Origin of the sequence: Pseudomonas sp. PS01299 (assembly GCF_029960145.1) — a bacterium.
Taxonomy (GTDB): Bacteria; Pseudomonadota; Gammaproteobacteria; order Pseudomonadales; family Pseudomonadaceae; genus Aquipseudomonas; species Aquipseudomonas putida_A.
This window is the reverse complement of record NZ_JASCPO010000120.1, coordinates 1-17,753: the sequence shown is the minus strand read 5'-3', so window position 1 is coordinate 17,753 and position 17,753 is coordinate 1. Positions and strand designations below refer to the sequence as shown.

The 17,753-nt window shown below is 61.6% G+C and carries 9 protein-coding genes; all 9 read left to right on the top strand.

Annotation, left to right across the window (positions count from 1 at the left end; all coding sequences use genetic code 11):
* Positions 1-437: 437 nt before the first annotated feature.
* Positions 438-1,901: a serralysin family metalloprotease gene (locus QMX91_RS19585; protein WP_098964084.1), complete on the top strand. Its 1,464-nt coding sequence runs from the start codon at positions 438-440 to the stop codon at positions 1,899-1,901.
* Positions 1,902-1,993: 92 nt separating this feature from the next.
* On the top strand, positions 1,994-2,416 hold the full coding sequence (locus QMX91_RS19580; RefSeq protein ID WP_171061834.1) for an AprI/Inh family metalloprotease inhibitor: 423 nt from the start codon (positions 1,994-1,996) through the stop codon (positions 2,414-2,416).
* 172 nt (positions 2,417-2,588) lie between these two features.
* The gene (locus tag QMX91_RS19575; protein ID WP_098964082.1) at positions 2,589-4,364 is read left to right on the top strand and encodes a type I secretion system permease/ATPase; all 1,776 of its coding nucleotides are present in this window, start codon (positions 2,589-2,591) and stop codon (positions 4,362-4,364) included.
* Entirely contained in the window at positions 4,361-5,710 is a 1,350-nt protein-coding gene (locus QMX91_RS19570) for an HlyD family type I secretion periplasmic adaptor subunit (protein ID WP_003225006.1), read from the top strand. The genes QMX91_RS19575 and QMX91_RS19570 overlap by 4 nt, the downstream gene beginning before the upstream one ends.
* 2 nt (positions 5,711-5,712) lie before the next feature.
* Positions 5,713-7,071 carry a TolC family outer membrane protein gene (locus QMX91_RS19565; RefSeq protein WP_282413216.1) on the top strand — a complete coding sequence of 453 codons (1,359 nt, stop codon included), beginning with the start codon at positions 5,713-5,715 and terminating at the stop codon, positions 7,069-7,071.
* A 508-nt stretch (positions 7,072-7,579) separates the two neighbouring features.
* Complete coding sequence (locus QMX91_RS19560) at positions 7,580-10,531, top strand: autotransporter domain-containing protein (RefSeq protein ID WP_282413215.1); 2,952 nt, start codon at positions 7,580-7,582, stop codon at positions 10,529-10,531.
* A gap of 224 nt (positions 10,532-10,755) precedes the next feature.
* Entirely contained in the window at positions 10,756-13,842 is a 3,087-nt protein-coding gene (locus QMX91_RS19555) for an autotransporter serine protease (protein ID WP_282413214.1), read from the top strand.
* A gap of 56 nt (positions 13,843-13,898) precedes the next feature.
* Positions 13,899-15,587: a polyurethanase gene (locus QMX91_RS19550; protein WP_282413213.1), complete on the top strand. Its 1,689-nt coding sequence runs from the start codon at positions 13,899-13,901 to the stop codon at positions 15,585-15,587.
* A gap of 216 nt (positions 15,588-15,803) precedes the next feature.
* Complete coding sequence (locus QMX91_RS19545) at positions 15,804-17,657, top strand: polyurethanase (RefSeq protein ID WP_282413212.1); 1,854 nt, start codon at positions 15,804-15,806, stop codon at positions 17,655-17,657.
* The last annotated feature ends 96 nt before the right edge of the window (positions 17,658-17,753 follow it).

Genomic DNA, 17,753 nt, shown 5'->3' with positions numbered 1-17,753 from the left:
GGCTTGCTCGCGAATGCGTCCGTTCAGTCAGCAATTATGTTGATTGATAAGCCGCATTCGCGAGCAAGCCCGCTCCCACAATGTGTTTTCAGCGCAGCATTTTATTTGATATCAATACACTGGCATCGCACTAATAGAGTGCAGCAAAGTGAGACGTATCTATCAAAAAGCAACTTACCGATATTTAATATTTAAATAGAAAATCGTCAGACAATTAGGCGAGAACAAACACCTCATAACAATCTTTCGACCCCGCAGTCATTGTTTACGGGCATTTGACGGAACAGTCGGTTTTGATCTCAAAAAAATGCTAGACGACAGATTTCAAATTGTGTCAGGTTTCTTACGCCTTCATTGGGCGAGTGATAGGACGATCTCGCCAGGGATCGTCGCTATCTGACAAAAACTGTTCCATTGCTAAACAAGGAAGTGTGTTTATGTCGAAAGTAAAAGCGAACGCTATTGATATCACCGCAGACACATTCGTGCCTGTCGGCGCAGCGCAATCTCTGGCTGCGACCAGCTCTGCCTGGAACCAGATCAATAGCTTCAGCCATCAATACGATCGTGGCGGCAACCTCACGGTCAATGGCAAACCGTCCTTCTCGGTGGATCAAGCCGCCACTCAACTGTTGCGCGACGGTGCCTCCTGGCACGACCTGGACAACAGTGGCAAGATCGAACTGACCTACACCTTTCTGACCGCCAAAACCGCTAACTTCAGCGGCCTGGGCGTCACCGGTTTCAGTCAGTTCAGCTCCCTGCAGAAAGCCCAGGCCGTGCTCGCCATGCAATCCTGGGCGGATGTCGCCAACGTGACGTTCACCGAATCGGCCCGAGGTGGCGACGGGCACATGACCTTCGGTAACTACAGCGGCGGCCAGGAAGGCGCAGCGGCGTTTGCGTTCCTGCCAGGCACCGAGCCAGGCTATGACGGTCAATCCTGGTACCTGACCGGCAGTGGCTACGACGTCAACAAAACCCCGGGTCTGAACAATTACGGGCGTCAAACCCTGACCCACGAAATCGGCCACACCCTGGGCCTGTCTCACCCTGGCGACTACAACGCCGGCGAAGGCAATCCGACTTACAAGGATGCTTCCTACGGGCAAGACACCCGCGGTTACAGCCTCATGAGTTACTGGAGCGAAAGCAACACCGCCCAGAACTTCAGTAAGGGTGGTGTGGAAGCCTATGCTTCCGGCCCGCTGATGGATGACATCGCGGCCATCCAGAAGCTGTACGGTGCCAACCTGACCACCCGTACCGGTGACACCACCTACGGCTTCAACTCCAACGCCGGTCGCGATTTCCTCAGCGCCTCGTCGTCGAGCGACAAGCTGGTGTTCTCGGTGTGGGATGCGGGCGGCAAGGACACCTTCGACTTCTCGGGTTTCACCCAGAACCAGAAGATCAACCTCAACGAAGCCTCGTTCTCCGACGTTGGCGGCATGATCGGTAACGTGTCCATCGCCAAGGGCGTGACCATCGAGAACGCCATTGGTGGTTCGGGCAACGACCTGCTGATCGGTAACAGTGCGTCCAACGAGCTGAAGGGCGGTGCCGGCAACGACATCATCTACGGCGCTGGTGGTGCGGACAAACTGTGGGGCGGTGCGGGTTCGGACACTTTCGTGTTCGCCTCCAGCTCCGACTCCAAGCCGGGTGCAATCGATCAGATCCTCGATTTCGTCAGCGGTCTGGACAAAATCGACCTGAGCGCCATCACCAACGGTTCCGGCCTGCACTTTGTCAGCAGCTTCACCGGTTCGGCCGGCGACGCGATCCTGACCTCGTCAGGCGGTAACAGCCTGTTGTCGGTGGATTTCTCCGGGCACGGCGTGGCGGACTTCCAGGTCAGCACCGTAGGCCAGGCAGCGACCAGCGACATCGTGGCGTGATGTGAAACGGGAAGCGGCGCTTGATGCGCCGCTTTCTTTGCTTGCATCGTGTTGATGGCTGGGCAAGGCTAGGTGCTGGAGCGAATTTTCTGATGATCTGTAAAGTTTTTACCTACAAGGCAATGGCGTGGCTTTCGGCGGCGTTCATCATGATTTCTGGAGAAACAACCATGGCAAGCAGCCTCAGACTTGAAGATCCATCGGTTTTTGCCGGGCAATGGCAGGCGACGTTGAGCACTGAAAATGACGCGCCCGAAGCGCAAAAGCTGCAGGATAAACCGTCGAACACCTGTGCCCTCGAACTGCAAGCCAATCAGACCGTCGGCAAGGGCGCCGAATGCCTTGGCGCATGGCTGGAAGATTCGCCCATCGGCTGGTTTCCGGAACCCGACGGAATTTCGATCACCGGCAAGGAAGGTTCAAGAATCGTGTTTTTCAGCCGACAAGGTGACGGGCTCTATTCCAGCACTTTGAAGTCGGGCCTGGTTGTTACACTCGAACGCGCGACGAAATAAACGCTCAACTAATTCAGATTGAATATATGGCAGTGTTTGAACGTTATAAGTGATCGTCGCAGTTGTTGTTGAATGGTAAGCGAGTACTTGCAAAACATCTTTCGCAGGTAGGCGGAACATTAATTGAGCGCTCGTCGAAGTCTGGCGGGATCTATCATTTCAGGAAGAAACAATGAAGATGGCGAAGGCCCCAGCCACCGCTCCCTTGTTCAAGGCTTTGGGTGACTATAAAAGCATTCTGATCAGCGTCGGGTGCTTTACCGCACTGATTAACGTGCTGATGCTGGTGCCCTCCATTTACATGCTGCAGGTCTACGACCGCGTATTGTCTTCGCAGAACGAAACGACGTTGGCGATGCTGTCGTTGATGGTGGTTGGCTTCTTTGCCTTCATCGGCATGCTGGAGGTGATCCGCAGCTTCATCGTGATCCGCATCGGCAGCCAACTGGAGCGCCGCTTCAACCTGCGGGTGTATCAGGCGGCGTTCGAACGCAATCTGTTCAAGGGCGAGGGCAACGCCGGGCAATCGCTGGGCGACCTGACCCACATTCGCCAATTCGTCACCGGCCCGGCCCTGTTCGCGTTTTTCGACGCGCCGTGGTTCCCGGTCTATCTGTTTGTCATCTACCTGTTCAACGTCTGGCTGGGCGTGCTCGCCACAGCCGGCGCGCTGCTGCTGATTGCGCTGGCCTGCCTCAACGAATACATGACCAGGAAGCCGCTGGGCGAAGCCGCCGGTTACTCGCAGAAGTCCAGCCAACTGGCGACCAGCCACCTGCACAACGCCGAAACCATTCAGGCCATGGGCATGCTCGGCGCGTTGCGCAAGCGCTGGTTCGGTGTGCACTCGCGTTTCCTCGGCCTGCAGAATCAGGCCAGCGACACCGGCGCAGTGATCAGCTCGATCAGTAAGACCTTGCGCCTGTGCCTGCAATCGCTGGTGCTGGGCCTCGGTGCGTTACTGGTGATCAAGGGCGACATGACCGCCGGGATGATGATCGCCGGTTCGATCCTGATGGGCCGCGTGCTGAGCCCGATCGACCAGTTGATCGCCGTGTGGAAACAGTGGAGCGGGGCGAAGCTGGCCTATCGTCGTCTGGACTCTTTGCTGCAGGCGTTCCCGCCGAGTGACGACGCCATGGCGCTGCCGGCGCCGAAAGGCCAGATCACCTTCGAGCAAGTCAGTGCCGGCCCTCCGGGGCAGCGCGCGGCAACCCTGCAGATGATCAATTTCAATCTGGGCGCTGGTGAAGTGCTCGGCGTGCTCGGTGCCTCCGGTTCCGGCAAGTCGACCCTGGCCCGAGTGCTGGTCGGCGTGTGGCCGACCCTCGGCGGCACGGTGCGCCTGGACGGTGCGGACATCCATCGCTGGAACCGCGACGAGCTCGGCCCGTACATCGGCTATTTGCCACAAGACATCGAACTGTTCAGCGGCAGCATCGCCGAAAACATTGCCCGTTTCAGCGAAGCCAACCCGGAGAAGGTCGTGGCCGCCGCGCAACAGGCCGGCGTCCACGAGATGATTCTGCGCCTGCCGCAAGGCTACGACACGCAACTGGGCGAGGACGGCAGTGGCCTGTCCGGCGGTCAAAAGCAGCGTGTGGCCCTGGCCCGTGCGATGTATGGCGATCCGAGCCTGGTGGTGCTCGATGAGCCGAACTCCAACCTCGACACTGTTGGTGAAGCTGCGCTGGCCAGCGCCATCGCCCAGCTCAAGGCCAAGGGCACCACCGTGGTGCTGGTGACGCATCGCTCTTCGGTGCTGGCTCAGGCGGACAAACTGCTGGTGCTCAACGATGGCCGCTTGCAGGCGTTCGGCGCCAGTCAGGAAGTGCTCAAGGCACTGTCCGGCGCTCAGGAACAACAACGGGAAAAATCCGCGCAGGCACCGGGCGGGCTCAGCATGAGCCGGCAGTACCAGCCCTCGACAAGGAATTCGGGTGTATGAGCAGCGCCAGCATGAACACTGAAAACGAAGCCTCCATGGAACACGCATACGTCACCGAGCGCCCGGAGCGCGATGCGAAATTCTTCGCCCGCATGGGCTGGATTCTGGCCATCGTCGGCGCCGGCAGTTTCTTCACCTGGGCCGCACTGGCACCGCTGGATCAAGGCATTCCGGTGCAGGGCACCGTGGTGGTGTCGGGCAAGCGCAAGGCTGTGCAGTCGATGAGCAGCGGCGTGGTCAGCCGGATTCTGGTACGTGAAGGCGAGATCGTGAAGCAGGGTCAACCGTTGTTCCGCCTCGATCAGACCCAGGTCGCCGCCGATGTGCAGTCGCTACAGGCGCAATACCGCATGGCGTGGGCTAGCCTCGCACGCTGGCAGGCCGAACGCGACAACCTCAAAGAAATCACCTTTCCTGCCGAACTGAGTAACGATCCGGATCCGCGTCTGGCGCTGGTTCTTGAAGGCCAGCGTCAACTGTTCAGCAGCCGTCGCGAAGCGTTCTACCGCGAGCAGGCCGGTCTGCGCGCCAGCATTGAAGGCGCCACCGCGCAGCTGGCGGGCATGCGCCGCGCCCGCACCGACCTCAACGCCCAGGCCGATTCGCTGCAACAGCAACTGAGCAACCTGCAGCCACTGGCGGACAACGGCTACATCCCGCGCAACCGTTTGATGGAGTACCAGCGGCAGCTGTCGCAAGTGCAGCAGCAACTGGCGGAAAACACCGGTGAAAGCGGCCGGGTGGAGCAGGGCATTCTCGAATCGCGCCTGAAGCTGCAACAGCATGGCGAGGAGTACCAGAAGGAAGTGCGCACGCAACTGGCCGACGCGCAGCTGAAAAGCGTGACCCTGTCCGAGCAACTGACCTCGGCCGGTTTCGACCTGCAACACAGCGAGATCCTCGCCACCGCCGACGGCGTGGCGGTCAACCTTGGCGTGCACACCGAAGGCGCCGTGGTGCGTCAGGGCGAAACCCTGCTGGAGATCGTCCCGCAAGGCACCACCCTGGAAGTCGAAGGGCACTTGCCGATCAACCTGATCGACAAGGTCGGCACGCATCTGCCGGTCGACATCCTGTTCACCGCGTTCAACCAGAGCAAGACCCCGCGTGTACCGGGTGAGGTCAGCCTGATTTCCGCCGACCAGATGGTCGACGAGAAAACCGGCGTGCCGTACTACGTGTTGCGCAGCAGCGTCAGTGATCAGGCGATGGAAAAACTCCATGGCCTGGTGATCAAGCCCGGTATGCCGGCAGAAATGTTCGTGCGCACGGGCGAACGGTCACTGCTCAACTACCTGTTCAAACCACTGCTCGATCGCGCTGGCTCTGCGTTGACTGAAGAATAAGGATGTTCGGCTGTATGAATAAGCTTTCGATGTTGGGATCAGCGTTCGCGCTGCTCGCAGGAAACAGCGCGCTGGCGGCCATGGGGCCATTCGAAGTCTACGAACAGGCATTGCGCAACGATCCGGTGTTCCTCGGCGCGATCAAGGAGCGCGACGCGGGCCTGGAAAACCGCATCATCGGCCGCGCCGGGCTGTTGCCGAGACTGGGTTACAACTACAACCGGGGTCACAACACCTCGAAGGCCACGCAACTGACCGCTCGCGGCAACCTCACCGAAGACCGCAACTACAACAGCTATGGCTCGACCCTGACCTTGCAGCAACCGTTGCTCGACTACGAAGCCTACGCGGCGTATCGCAAAGGCGTGGCGCAGTCGCTGTTCGCCGACGAGGCGTTTCGCGGCAAGAGTCAGGAACTGCTGGTGCGGGTGCTGGATAACTACACCAAGGCCTTGTTCGCCCAGGATCAGATCGACATCGCCCAGGCCAAGAAAAAGGCCTATGAGCAGCAGTTCCAACAGAACGAGCACATGTTCAAGCAGGGCGAGGGCACCCGCACCGACATTCTCGAAGCCGAGTCGCGCTATGAACTGGCGACCGCCGAAGAGATCGAGGCGCGCAACGAGCAGGACGCGGCGCTGCGCGAGTTGGGCGCGCTGGTCGGCGTGCAGACGGTGGACATCAGCGAGCTGGCACCACTGGATCAGAATTTCCAGACCTTCGCGCTGATGCCGGCCAACTACGACACCTGGCATGAGCTGGCGATCAGCAACAATCCCAATCTGGCGTCGCAACGCCAGGCGGTGGAAGTGGCCAAGTACGAAGTCGAGCGCAACCGCGCCGGGCACCTGCCGAAAGTCAGTGCCTACGCGTCGATCCGCAAGACTGAATCGGACAGCGGCAACACCTATAACCAGCGCTACGACACCAATACCATCGGCTTTGAAGTCAACGTTCCACTGTATGCCGGTGGCGGGGTATCGGCCTCGACCCGTCAGGCCAGCCGCACCATGGAGCAGGCGGAATACGAACTCGACGGCAAGACCCGCGAGACGCTGATCGAACTGCGCCGCCAGTTCAGCGCCTGCCTGTCGGGCGTCAACAAACTGCGCGCCTACCAGAAGGCCCTGGCCTCGGCTGAAGCACTGGTGGTGTCGACCAAGCAAAGCATTCTTGGCGGTGAACGGACGAACCTCGATGCGCTGAACGCCGAACAGCAACTGTTTACCACCCGCCGCGATCTGGCCCAGGCGCGCTACGACTACTTGATGGCCTGGACCAAGCTGCATTACTACGCGGGGACGTTGAACGAACAGGATCTGGCGCGGGTGGATGAGGCGTTCGGTGTTGCTCATCGCTAATGTGCATGGCTTGGGAGTGGCCCTCACCCTAACCCTCTCCCAGAGGGAGAGGGGACTGAATGGGGGATGTTCCAGATGGGCACCGATATGAGTGAGCTGTGCTGAATCCATAATCGACTCGGTTTCTCAGGTCGATGCATGGCTCAAAACACCCGGATTGGCTCTCTCTCCCAGAGGGACAGGGGACTGAATGGGGGATGTTCCAGATGGGCACCGATATGAGTGAGCGGTGCTGAATCCATAATCGACTCGGTTTCTCAGGTCGATGCATGGCTCAAGACACCCGGATTGGCTCCCTCTCCCAGAGGGAGAGGGGACTGAATGGGGGATGTTCCAGATGGGCACCGATATGAGTGAGCGGTGCTGAATCCATAATCGACTCGGTTTCTCAGGTCGATGCATGGCTCAAGACACCCGGATTGGCTCCCTCTCCCTCTGGGAGAGGGCTGGGGTGAGGGTTTTACACCGCAGAAGAACCTGCATAAAACAATAAAAGTGAGTGGTGAACATGGAAGTACGCATCAAGCCGGCAGCGGTCGGCACCCTGTTGCTCGCAGTTTCCATCGCGCAAGCCAATGCGCAGTACCTTGAAACCGGCAAGCCCGGCGATCCCGCCAGTTGGCGCAGCGCCGAATTCCAGCGTGACTGGGGCCTTGCGCGGATGCAGGCGGATCAGGCCTACGCTGCCGGCATCACCGGCAAAGGCGTGAAGATCGGCGCCCTCGACTCCGGCTTCGATGCCGGCCACCCCGAGTTCGCCAGCGACCGCTACCACCCGGTGCTGGCCTCCGGCAGTTACGTCGACGGCTCACTGTTCAACGTCAACGGCACCCTCAACCCCAACAACGATTCCCACGGCACCCACGTGGTCGGCACCATGGGCGCGAGCCGTGACGGCACCGGCATGCACGGGGTGGCGTACAACGCGCAAATCTACGTCGGCAACACCAACAACAACGACAGCTTTCTGTTCGGCCCGAAACCCGACCCGCGTTATTTCAAAGCCGCGTATGACGCCCTGGCCGCTGCCGGCGTGCGCGCAATCAACAACAGTTGGGGCAGTCAGCCGCCGGATGTCAGCTATCGCACCCTGGCCGATCTGCATGCCGCTTACGCCCAGCACTGGAATCAGGGCACCTGGCTCGACGCGGCGGCGGACGTCTCGCGTCGTGGCGTGATCAACGTGTTCAGTGCCGGCAACAGCGGCTACCCGAACGCCAGCGTGCGCTCGGCGCTGCCGTACTTTCAGCCGGACCTCGAAGGCCACTGGCTGGCAGTTTCCGGGCTGGACCAAAGCAATCAGCAAAAGTACAACCAGTGCGGTATCGCCAAATACTGGTGCATCACCACGCCGGGGGCGAAGATCGACAGCACCATTCCGGGTGGCGATTACGCAATCAAGTCCGGCACCTCGATGGCCGCGCCGCACGCTACCGGGGCACTGGCGCTGGTGATGGAACGCTACCCGTACATGAATAATCAGCAGGCGCTCGAAGTGCTGCTGACCACCGCCACGCAACTCGACGGCTCGATTACCGATGCGCCGACCGAGCGGGTCGGCTGGGGCGTGGCCAACCTGAACCGGGCGATGCGCGGGCCGGGGCAGTTGCTTGGCGCGTTCGATGCCAACCTGGCGGCCGGGCAAAGCGATGTGTGGGGCAATGACATCTCCGACAAGGCATTGATTCAGCGCCAGCGCGAAGACCTCGCCGAACACGGCGCCTGGCAGCAGACCTTGCAGGACAAGGGCTGGCAGAACGGTATTCCGGCCGGCGCCACTCAGCAGGATCAGACCGACTACGCCGTCGGTATGGCGCGCGATGCCGCAGCGGCGACGCGGGTCTATCAGGGCAGCCTGATCAAGTCCGGGGCAGGGCGCTTGCTGCTGACCGGCGACAACACTTTCCGTGGCCCGACCACGGTCAATGGCGGCTTGTTGAGCGTCAACGGCTCGCTGGCCTCGGCGGTGACCGTCAACGACAGCGGCACCCTCGGCGGTTCCGGGCGGATCGCCTCGTTGCTCGCCAACAGCGGCGGCCGCGTAGCGCCGGGCAACTCCATTGGCACCTTAAGCGTGGCCGGTGACGTGACCTTCGCCCCAGGCTCGACCTACGCGGTCGAGCTGTCGCCGACCAGCAGCGACCGCATCGTCGCTGGCGGCACCGCGAGCATCAGCGGTGCCACGGTCAGCCTGTCGCTGGAAAACAGTCCGACCCTGCTCAGCACCACTGAAACCCGCAGCCTGCTCGGCCATTCGTACGACATTTTGCAAGCGGCCGGTGGTATTCAGGGCCAGTTCGGCGCGGTGCTGCCGGATTACCTGTTCATCGGCGGCAACCTCGACTACACGGCCAACGCCATTCAGCTCGACATTCAGCGCAACGCCACCTCGTTCGCCAGCGTCGGGCAGACCCCGAATCAGCGTGCGGTGGCGGCCGCCGTCGAAGGCCTCGGCGCCGGCAATTCGGTGTACGAAAGCCTGCTGCTGTCGGCGTCTGCCGCCTCGGCGCAGCAAGCCTTCCAGCAATTGAGCGGCGAAATCTACCCGGCGCTCGGCTCGATGCTGATCAATGACAGCCGCCAGTTGCGCGACGCGGTCGGTGAGCGTCTGCACGATGCCAACGCCACGCAAAGCAATGGCTGGATCAAGGCCCTCGGCGCCTGGGGTTCGACCAACTCAGGTAACGACACCTCGCGCTACAGCACCTCAATCGGCGGTTTGCTCGCCGGTGTTGACGGCGCGCTGGACGAGAAGACGCGCATCGGTCTGGTCACCGGTTACAGCGACAGCTCGCTGAACATGGGCTCGGACACGCATTCGTCGGCCAAGGTCGACAGCTATCACCTCGGCGCTTACGCCGGTCATGACATCGGCGCCTGGCGCCTGAGCACTGGCGCGGCCTACAGCTGGCATCGCGCCGATGTGAAGCGCGATCTGCAATACGGCGACGTCAGCGCCAAACAGAAAGCCAAGGTCGATGCGGCCAGCACCCAGGTCTTTGGCGAAGCGGCTTACCGGCTGAACCTGCAGCCACTGGCGCTGGAGCCGTTCGCCAACCTCGCTTACGTGCATCTGGATACCGAAGGCTTCACCGAAAAGGGCGACGCGGCGGCGCTGAAGAGCTCCGGCGAGCAGCGTGATGCTGTGCTCAGCACCCTCGGTGTGCGTGCGGTTAAGCGCTTCAATTTGTCGGCGCAACAGGCACTGGACGTCAGCGGCCACCTCGGCTGGCAGCACAGCCTCAGCGACATCGACGCCGAACAGCATCTGCGCTTTGCCAGCGGTAGCACACCGTACGCGGTCGAGAGTTCGGCATTGGTGCGTGACGCGGCGCTGGTCGGCGTACAAGCCAGCCTGGCGCTGAGCAAGGACGTGCGAGTCAACCTCGATTACAACGGACAACTGGCCAACCGCGAGAAGAGCCACGGCGTGGGGCTGAGCCTGAACTGGCAGTTCTGAAACAAACCCCGCAGGTCAGGTGAACACACACTTGTGGCGAGGGGATTTATCCCCGATCGACTGCGCAGCAGTCGCTCACCCGGACAACTCGGTTACTGGAAGCTGCTCGGGGTCGCTTCGCGCCCCATCGGGGATAAATCCCCTCGCCACAAGCGTTATTTCCCATGCCCGGGTGTGGGCCTGGTACACGGATTTTTCGCAACAACACTAAGGAAGGTCGCTGGATGAATAACAACAAAACCCCCGCGCAAACGGGCGGTCGCTTCGCCATGAAAACCCTCAATTGCGCCATGCTCTGCGCACTGACCACCTGGGGCACCGCGCACGCGGCGCCTTACGTGGAAAGCGGCCGCAGCGGCGATCCCGCCAGTTGGCGCAGCGCCGAATTCAAGGCTGACTGGGGCCTGGGCGCCATCGGCGCGGATTACGCCTACGCCGCCGGTTACACCGGCAAAGGTGTGAAACTGGGGATCTTTGACCAGCCGGTGTACGCCGCGCACCCGGAGTTCTCCGGTGCCAATAAAGTCATCACCCTGGTCACCAGCGGGATCCGCGAATACACCGACCCGTACATCCCGGTCAAAGCCGGGGACGCGTTCCGCTATGACGGTTCGCCTTCGGTCGGTTCCGACGGCAAGCTCGGTGCCCACGGCACCCACGTCGGTGGCATCGCTGCCGGCAGCCGTGACGGCGGGCCGATGCACGGCGTGGCGTTCGGTGCGCAGATCATCAGCGCGGATAACGGCGACCCGGGCCCGGAAGACGGCATCGTCCGTGGCAACGACGGCGCGGTGTACAAGGCCGGTTGGGATGCGCTGATCGCCAGTGGCGCGCGGATCATCAACAACAGCTGGGGCATCGGCATCACTGACCGTTTCGACCTCGGCGGCCGCGACCCGGCGTATCCGCACTTCACCGTCAACGACGCGCAAGTGCAGTTCAACGAGATCCGCACACTGCTCGGCACCAAGCCCGGCGGCGCCTACGACGGCGCCATCGCCGCCGCCCGCAGCGGCATCGTGACGATCTTCGCCGCCGGTAACGATTACAACCTGAACAACCCGGACGCCATCGCCGGCCTCGGCTACTTCGTGCCGGACATCGCGCCGAACTGGATCACCGTCGCCGCGTTGCAGAAGAACCCGGATCTGGCCAGCGCCAATCCGTACATCATGAGTACGTTTTCCTCGCGCTGCGGCTACACCGCGAGCTTCTGCGTCTCGGCGCCGGGCACGCAGATCTACAGCTCGATCATCAGCGGCACCAACGCCGATAACCTGACCACCGGCTACAAGAACTACAACGGCACCTCGATGGCCGCACCGCATGTGGCGGGCTCGATGGCGGTGTTGATGGAGCGCTTCCCGTACATGACGGGCGATCAGGTCGCCACGGTGCTGCGTACCACCGCCACCGACCTCGGCGCACCGGGCATCGACGCCTTGTACGGCTGGGGCATGATCAACCTGCGCAAAGGCATCGACGGCCCGGCGATGTTCGTCACCGAGCAGGACATCCCGGAAGAGTTCCGCATTCAGGGGGCCTACGGTTCCGGGCAGTTTGTCGCGGACTTGCCGGGCATCGGCGCGATCATCGACAAGGGCAAACCGACCGAGCGCCTGTGCACCGACATCACTTGCGGCCTCGACACCTGGCGCAACGACATTTCCGGTCACGGCGGCCTGACCAAGCAGGGCATCGGCACGCTGGTGCTGACCGGCAACAACACCTACAGCGGCCCGACTCTGGTCAATCAGGGGCGTCTGGCGATCAATGGCTCGCTGGCTTCGGCGGTCACGGTCAACGACAGCGGCATCCTCGGCGGTAACGGCCGCATCGGTGCACTGACCGCGAAAAGCGGCGGTACCGTCGCCCCGGGCAACTCGATCGGCACGCTGAACGTCGCCGGTGACGTGACCTTCGAGCGCGGTTCGACCTACGCGGTAGAAGTATCGCCGACCAGCAGCGACAAGATCGTTGCCGGTGGCAAAGCGGTGATCGATGGCGCCACGGTCAGTCTGTCGCTGGAAAACAGCCCGACCTTGCTGACGACGACTGAAGTGAAGAGCCTGCTCGGTTCGCAGTTCAACATCCTGCAAGCGGCCGGTGGCATCCAAGGCCAGTTCGGGCAAGTGCTGCCGAACTACGCGTTCCTCGGCGGCACCCTGGCGTACTCGGCAAACGGCGTGCAACTGGACGTCGGGCGCAACGGCGCGTCGTTCGCCAGTGTCGGCCTGACCCCAAACCAGCGTGCGGTTGGCGCGGCTGCCGAGGGTCTGGGCGCGGGCAATGCGCTGTTCGAAACCCTGTTGCTGTCGCCGAACGCGGCCTCGGCGCAACAAGCCTTCCAGCAACTGTCCGGCGAAATTCACCCGGCCATCGGTACGATGCTGATCAACGACAGCCGCTACCTGCGTGAAGCGGTGGGCGAGCGTCTGCGTGAGCGTGATCTGTTCAATGCCGACGCACCGACCGACGACCGCAGCAACGCCTGGGTCAAGGTACTGGGTTCGTGGGGCAAGAGCGATGGCGGCCATGAAAACGCCGACTCCAACAGCTCCATTGGCGGGCTGCTGGCCGGTGTCGACGGTTTGATTGCTGAAGATACGCGTCTGGGTTTCGTTACCGGTTATAGCGACAGCTCGTTGAACATGGGCAGCGACACGCATTCGTCGGCCTCGGTCGACAGCTACCACCTGGGTGCGTACCTGGGGCATCAGATTGATGCGCTGCGTCTGACCGCCGGTGCGGCTTACAGCTGGCATCGCGTGGATGTGAAGCGTGATCTGCAGTTCGCGGGCGTCAATGGCAAAGAGAAAACCAAGCACGATGCGGCGACCACTCAGGTGTTCACCGAAGCGGCTTACGATCTGCGCCTGCAACCGTTGAATCTGGAGCCGTTCGCCAACCTGTCGTACGTGCACTTGAACACCGACAGCTTCACCGAGAAGGGTGATGCTGCGGCGCTCAAGAGCGGCGAAGACAACCGCGACGTGGTGCTGTCGACCCTTGGTGTGCGTGCCAAGCGCAGCTTCGCGCTGTCGGACAAACATCGGTTGGAACTGGGCGCGACCCTCGGCTGGCAGCACAACCTGAGCAGTGTCGATGCTGACAGCCACCTGGCCTTCGCCAATGGCAACAGCGCCTTCACTGTGCAGAGTGTGTCGATGGATCGTGATGCGGCGGTGGTCGGCGTACGCGCCGGGCTGGCGCTCAATCGCGATGTCCGGGTCAACCTGGACTACAACGGACTGATCGGTAACAACGAGAAGGACCACGGTGTGGGTCTGACCCTCGACTGGCAGTTCTAAAAGCGTGCCGGCAGTCCCTTGGGGGCTGCCGGTTTTGAAGGAAGAGAGAGCACAACATGGGATTGTTCGATTATAAAAAAGCCGACGGCAAAGCGTTGTACAGCGATGCCATCGCACTGACGCTGTATGCCTACACGCCAACCGGCCAGCCGTTGCCGGCCACCGCCTGGAAACCGCTCAGCGCCACGGCGCTGGGTTATCAGGGCAAGGTCGGCGCCCAAGGCACGTTCTTCGGCGAGAAGGACGGCTTCACCAGCGCCGAGGCCGAAGTGCTCGGCAAGTACGACGCCGGCGGCAAGCTGATCGGCCTCGGCGTGGCCTTTCGCGGCACTGGCGGGCTGGGTTACAGCGACACCTTCGGCGACATGAAGAACAACCTGCTGGCCGCCATCGGCCCATCGGATTACGCGAGCAACTACGCGAAAAACGCCTTCGACAACCTGCTCAAGTCCGTTGCCGCGTTTGCCATCGCCAACGGCATCGCCGCCAAGGACGTGCTGTTCAGCGGCCACAGCCTCGGCGGGCTAGGGGTCAACAGCGTGGCCGAGTTGAGTGCCAGCAACTGGGGCGGTTTCTTCAAGGACGCCAACTACATCGCGTTCGCTTCGCCGACCCAGAGCAGCACCGGCAACAACGTGCTGAACATCGGTTACGAAAACGATCCGGTGTTCCGTGCGCTGGACGGCACCACGTTCAGCAGCGGTTCGCTGGGCAAGCACGACGGGCCGCACGAGTCGACCACCGACAACATCGTCAATTTCACCGACAACTATGCGTCCACCGCGCAGAACCTGGTGCCGTTCAGCATCGTCAATCCGCTGAACTGGTCGGCCCACAGCTCGCTCGGGTATGCCGATGGCTTGAACCGGGTGATCGATTCGAAGTTCTACAACCTCACGCACAAGGACTCGACCCTCATCGTCTCCAACCTTGAGGAATCGTCCCGGGGCAAGACCTGGGTCGAGGATCTGGGGCGCAGCGGCGAGCTGCACACCGGCAGCACCTTCATCATCGGTACGCAGAGCAACGACTGGCTCAAGGGCGGGGCGGGTAACGACTTCCTCGAAGGCCTGGGCGGCGATGACCGCTTCCGCGATGACGGTGGTTTCAACATCCTCCTCGGTGGTCAGGGCCACAACACCTTCGAGCTGCAGAAACCGCTGCAGAACTTCAGCTTCGCCAACGACGGTGACGGCACGCTGTACGTGCGCGACGCCTACGGCGGCATCAGCATGACCCGCGACATCGGCGCGCTGGTGAGCAAGGAGTCGGGTTCGTGGTGGGGCAGCAAGGAAATCACCTGGGGTGTCACGGCCAAGGGTTTGACCAATGGCAGCGAACTGACCCAGTACACCCATTCGCTCAACGGCGATGCGTATGGCAACGCACTACACGCCAGCGCCGAGGGTGACTGGCTGTTCGGGCTGGGTGGCGATGACAAGCTGATCAGCGACAAGGGCCACGTAACCTTCGTCGGCGGCGCCGGCAACGATGTGATGACGGCGGTGGGTGGCAACAACACCTTCCTCTTCAGCGGCGCGTTCGGTTTTGATGCGATCAATGGTTACCAGGGCAGCGACAAACTGGTGTTCATGGGCGTCGAAGGCGCGGGGCAGGGCTACGACTACAAGCAGCATGCTGTGCAGTCGGGGGCCGATACCGTGCTGAAGATTGGCGAATATGCCGTGACCCTGGTCGGGGTGGGAGTGGCTAACCTGTCGGACTCGGCGTTCGTGTTCGCCTAGCTCCTTGTTAAGACAAACCCTGTAGGAGTGAGCCTGCTCGCGATCGCGGTCAGTCAGTCTCCATCCATGTTGCCTGACACGGTCTCATCGCGAGCAGGCTCACTCCTACAGTTAAAAGCAATGCAAGTAGTACTGAAATGCTCCGGGGCGTGCCCGTGAGGGGCGTCCTGGCTGTGAGCTATCTCTGACAATTCCAACAAAAGAGAGGCAATAGCAATGGGTGTGTATGACTACAAGAACTTCGGCACAGCCGATTCCAAGGCGCTGTTCAGCGATGCCATGGCGATCACGCTGTATTCCTACCACAACCTCGATAACGGCTTTGCCGCCGGTTATCAGCACAACGGCTTCGGCCTCGGCCTGCCGGCCACGTTGGTCACCGCACTGCTCGGCGGTACTGATTCGCAAGGGGTGATTCCCGGTATTCCGTGGAACCCCGACTCGGAAAAACTCGCCCTTGACGCCGTGAAAAAAGCTGGCTGGACACCGATCACCGCCTCGCAACTGGGCTACGACGGCAAGACCGACGCGCGCGGAACCTTCTTCGGTGAGAAGGCCGGTTACACCACCGCTCAGGTGGAAATCCTCGGCAAGTACGACGCCCAGGGCCATCTCACGGAAATCGGTATCGCCTTTCGCGGCACCAGCGGCCCACGGGAAAACCTGATCCTCGATTCCATCGGCGACGTGATCAACGACCTGCTTGCAGCGTTCGGTCCCAAGGACTACGCCAAGAATTACGTCGGCGAAGCGTTCGGTAATCTACTGAATGACGTGGTGGCGTTCGCCAAGGCCAACGGCCTCAGCGGCAAGGACGTGCTGGTCAGCGGCCACAGCCTCGGCGGGCTGGCGGTCAACAGCATGGCCGATCTGAGCGGCGGCAAGTGGGGCGGGTTCTTCGCCGATTCCAACTACATTGCCTACGCCTCGCCGACCCAGAGCGGCACCGACAAGGTGCTCAACGTCGGTTACGAAAACGATCCGGTGTTCCGTGCCCTCGACGGCTCGACTTTCACCGGCGCCTCGGTCGGCGTGCACGACGCGCCCAAGGAGTCGGCCACCGACAACATCGTCAGCTTCAACGATCACTACGCCTCGACCGCGTGGAATCTGCTGCCGTTCTCCATCCTCAACATCCCGACCTGGATCTCGCACCTGCCGACCGCTTACGGCGACGGCATGAACCGGATCATCGAGTCGAAGTTCTACGACCTGACCAGCAAGGACTCGACGATCATCGTCGCCAACCTGTCGGACCCGGCGCGGGCCAACACCTGGGTGCAGGACCTCAACCGCAACGCCGAAACCCACAAGGGCAGCACGTTCATCATCGGCAGCGACAGCAACGACCTGATCCAGGGCGGCAGCGGCAACGACTACCTCGAAGGTCGCGCCGGCAATGACACGTTCCGTGACGGTGGTGGCTACAACGTGATTCTCGGTGGCGCCGGCAACAACACCCTCGATTTGCAGAAGTCGGTGAACACCTTCGACTTCGCCAACGATGGCGCCGGCAACCTGTATGTGCGCGACGCCAACGGCGGGATCAGCATCACCCGCGACATCGGCAGCATCGTCACCAAGGAGCCGGGCTTTCTCTGGGGGCTGTTCAAGGACGACGTGACCCACAGCGTCACGGCTAGCGGTCTGAAGGTCGGCAACAACGTCACGCAGTACGAGTCCAGCGTGAAGGGCACCAGCGGCGCCGATACGCTCAAGGCTCACGCGAGTGGTGACTGGTTGTTTGGCCTGGATGGCAACGACCACTTGGTCGGCGGCGTTGGCAACGACGTGTTTGTCGGTGGCGCCGGCAATGACCTGATGGAGTCCGGGGGCGGGGCGGATACGTTCCTGTTCAACGGCGCGTTTGGTCAGGATCGGGTGGTGGGATTTACGTCCAACGACAAACTGGTGTTCCTTGGCGTGCAGGGTGTATTGCCCAATGATGACTTCCGCGCGCATGCCTCGATGGTGGGGCAGGACACGGTGCTGAAGTTTGGTGGGGATTCGGTGACGCTGGTTGGGGTGGCGCTGAATAGCCTCAGTGCCGATGGAATTGTGATCGCCTGATGCATCCGTAACCTGTGGCGAGGGAGCTTGCTCCCGCTGGGTCGCGAAGCGGCCCTGAAGATTTTGTGAGCGCTACGCGCTCAAGCGGGAGCAAGC

Bases quoted from the DNA above. Each gene is read 5' to 3' on its own strand.
- QMX91_RS19570 (WP_003225006.1), top strand. From the start codon at position 4,361: ATGAGCAGCGCCAGCATGAACACTGAAAACGAAGCCTCCATGGAACAC.
- QMX91_RS19585 (WP_098964084.1), top strand. From the start codon at position 438: ATGTCGAAAGTAAAAGCGAACGCTATTGATATCACCGCAGACACATTC.
- QMX91_RS19575 (WP_098964082.1), top strand. From the start codon at position 2,589: ATGAAGATGGCGAAGGCCCCAGCCACCGCTCCCTTGTTCAAGGCTTTG.
- QMX91_RS19580 (WP_171061834.1), top strand. From the start codon at position 1,994: ATGATCTGTAAAGTTTTTACCTACAAGGCAATGGCGTGGCTTTCGGCG.
- QMX91_RS19555 (WP_282413214.1), top strand. From the start codon at position 10,756: ATGAATAACAACAAAACCCCCGCGCAAACGGGCGGTCGCTTCGCCATG.
- QMX91_RS19550 (WP_282413213.1), top strand. From the start codon at position 13,899: ATGGGATTGTTCGATTATAAAAAAGCCGACGGCAAAGCGTTGTACAGC.
- QMX91_RS19545 (WP_282413212.1), top strand. From the start codon at position 15,804: ATGGGTGTGTATGACTACAAGAACTTCGGCACAGCCGATTCCAAGGCG.
- QMX91_RS19560 (WP_282413215.1), top strand. From the start codon at position 7,580: ATGGAAGTACGCATCAAGCCGGCAGCGGTCGGCACCCTGTTGCTCGCA.
- QMX91_RS19565 (WP_282413216.1), top strand. From the start codon at position 5,713: ATGTTCGGCTGTATGAATAAGCTTTCGATGTTGGGATCAGCGTTCGCG.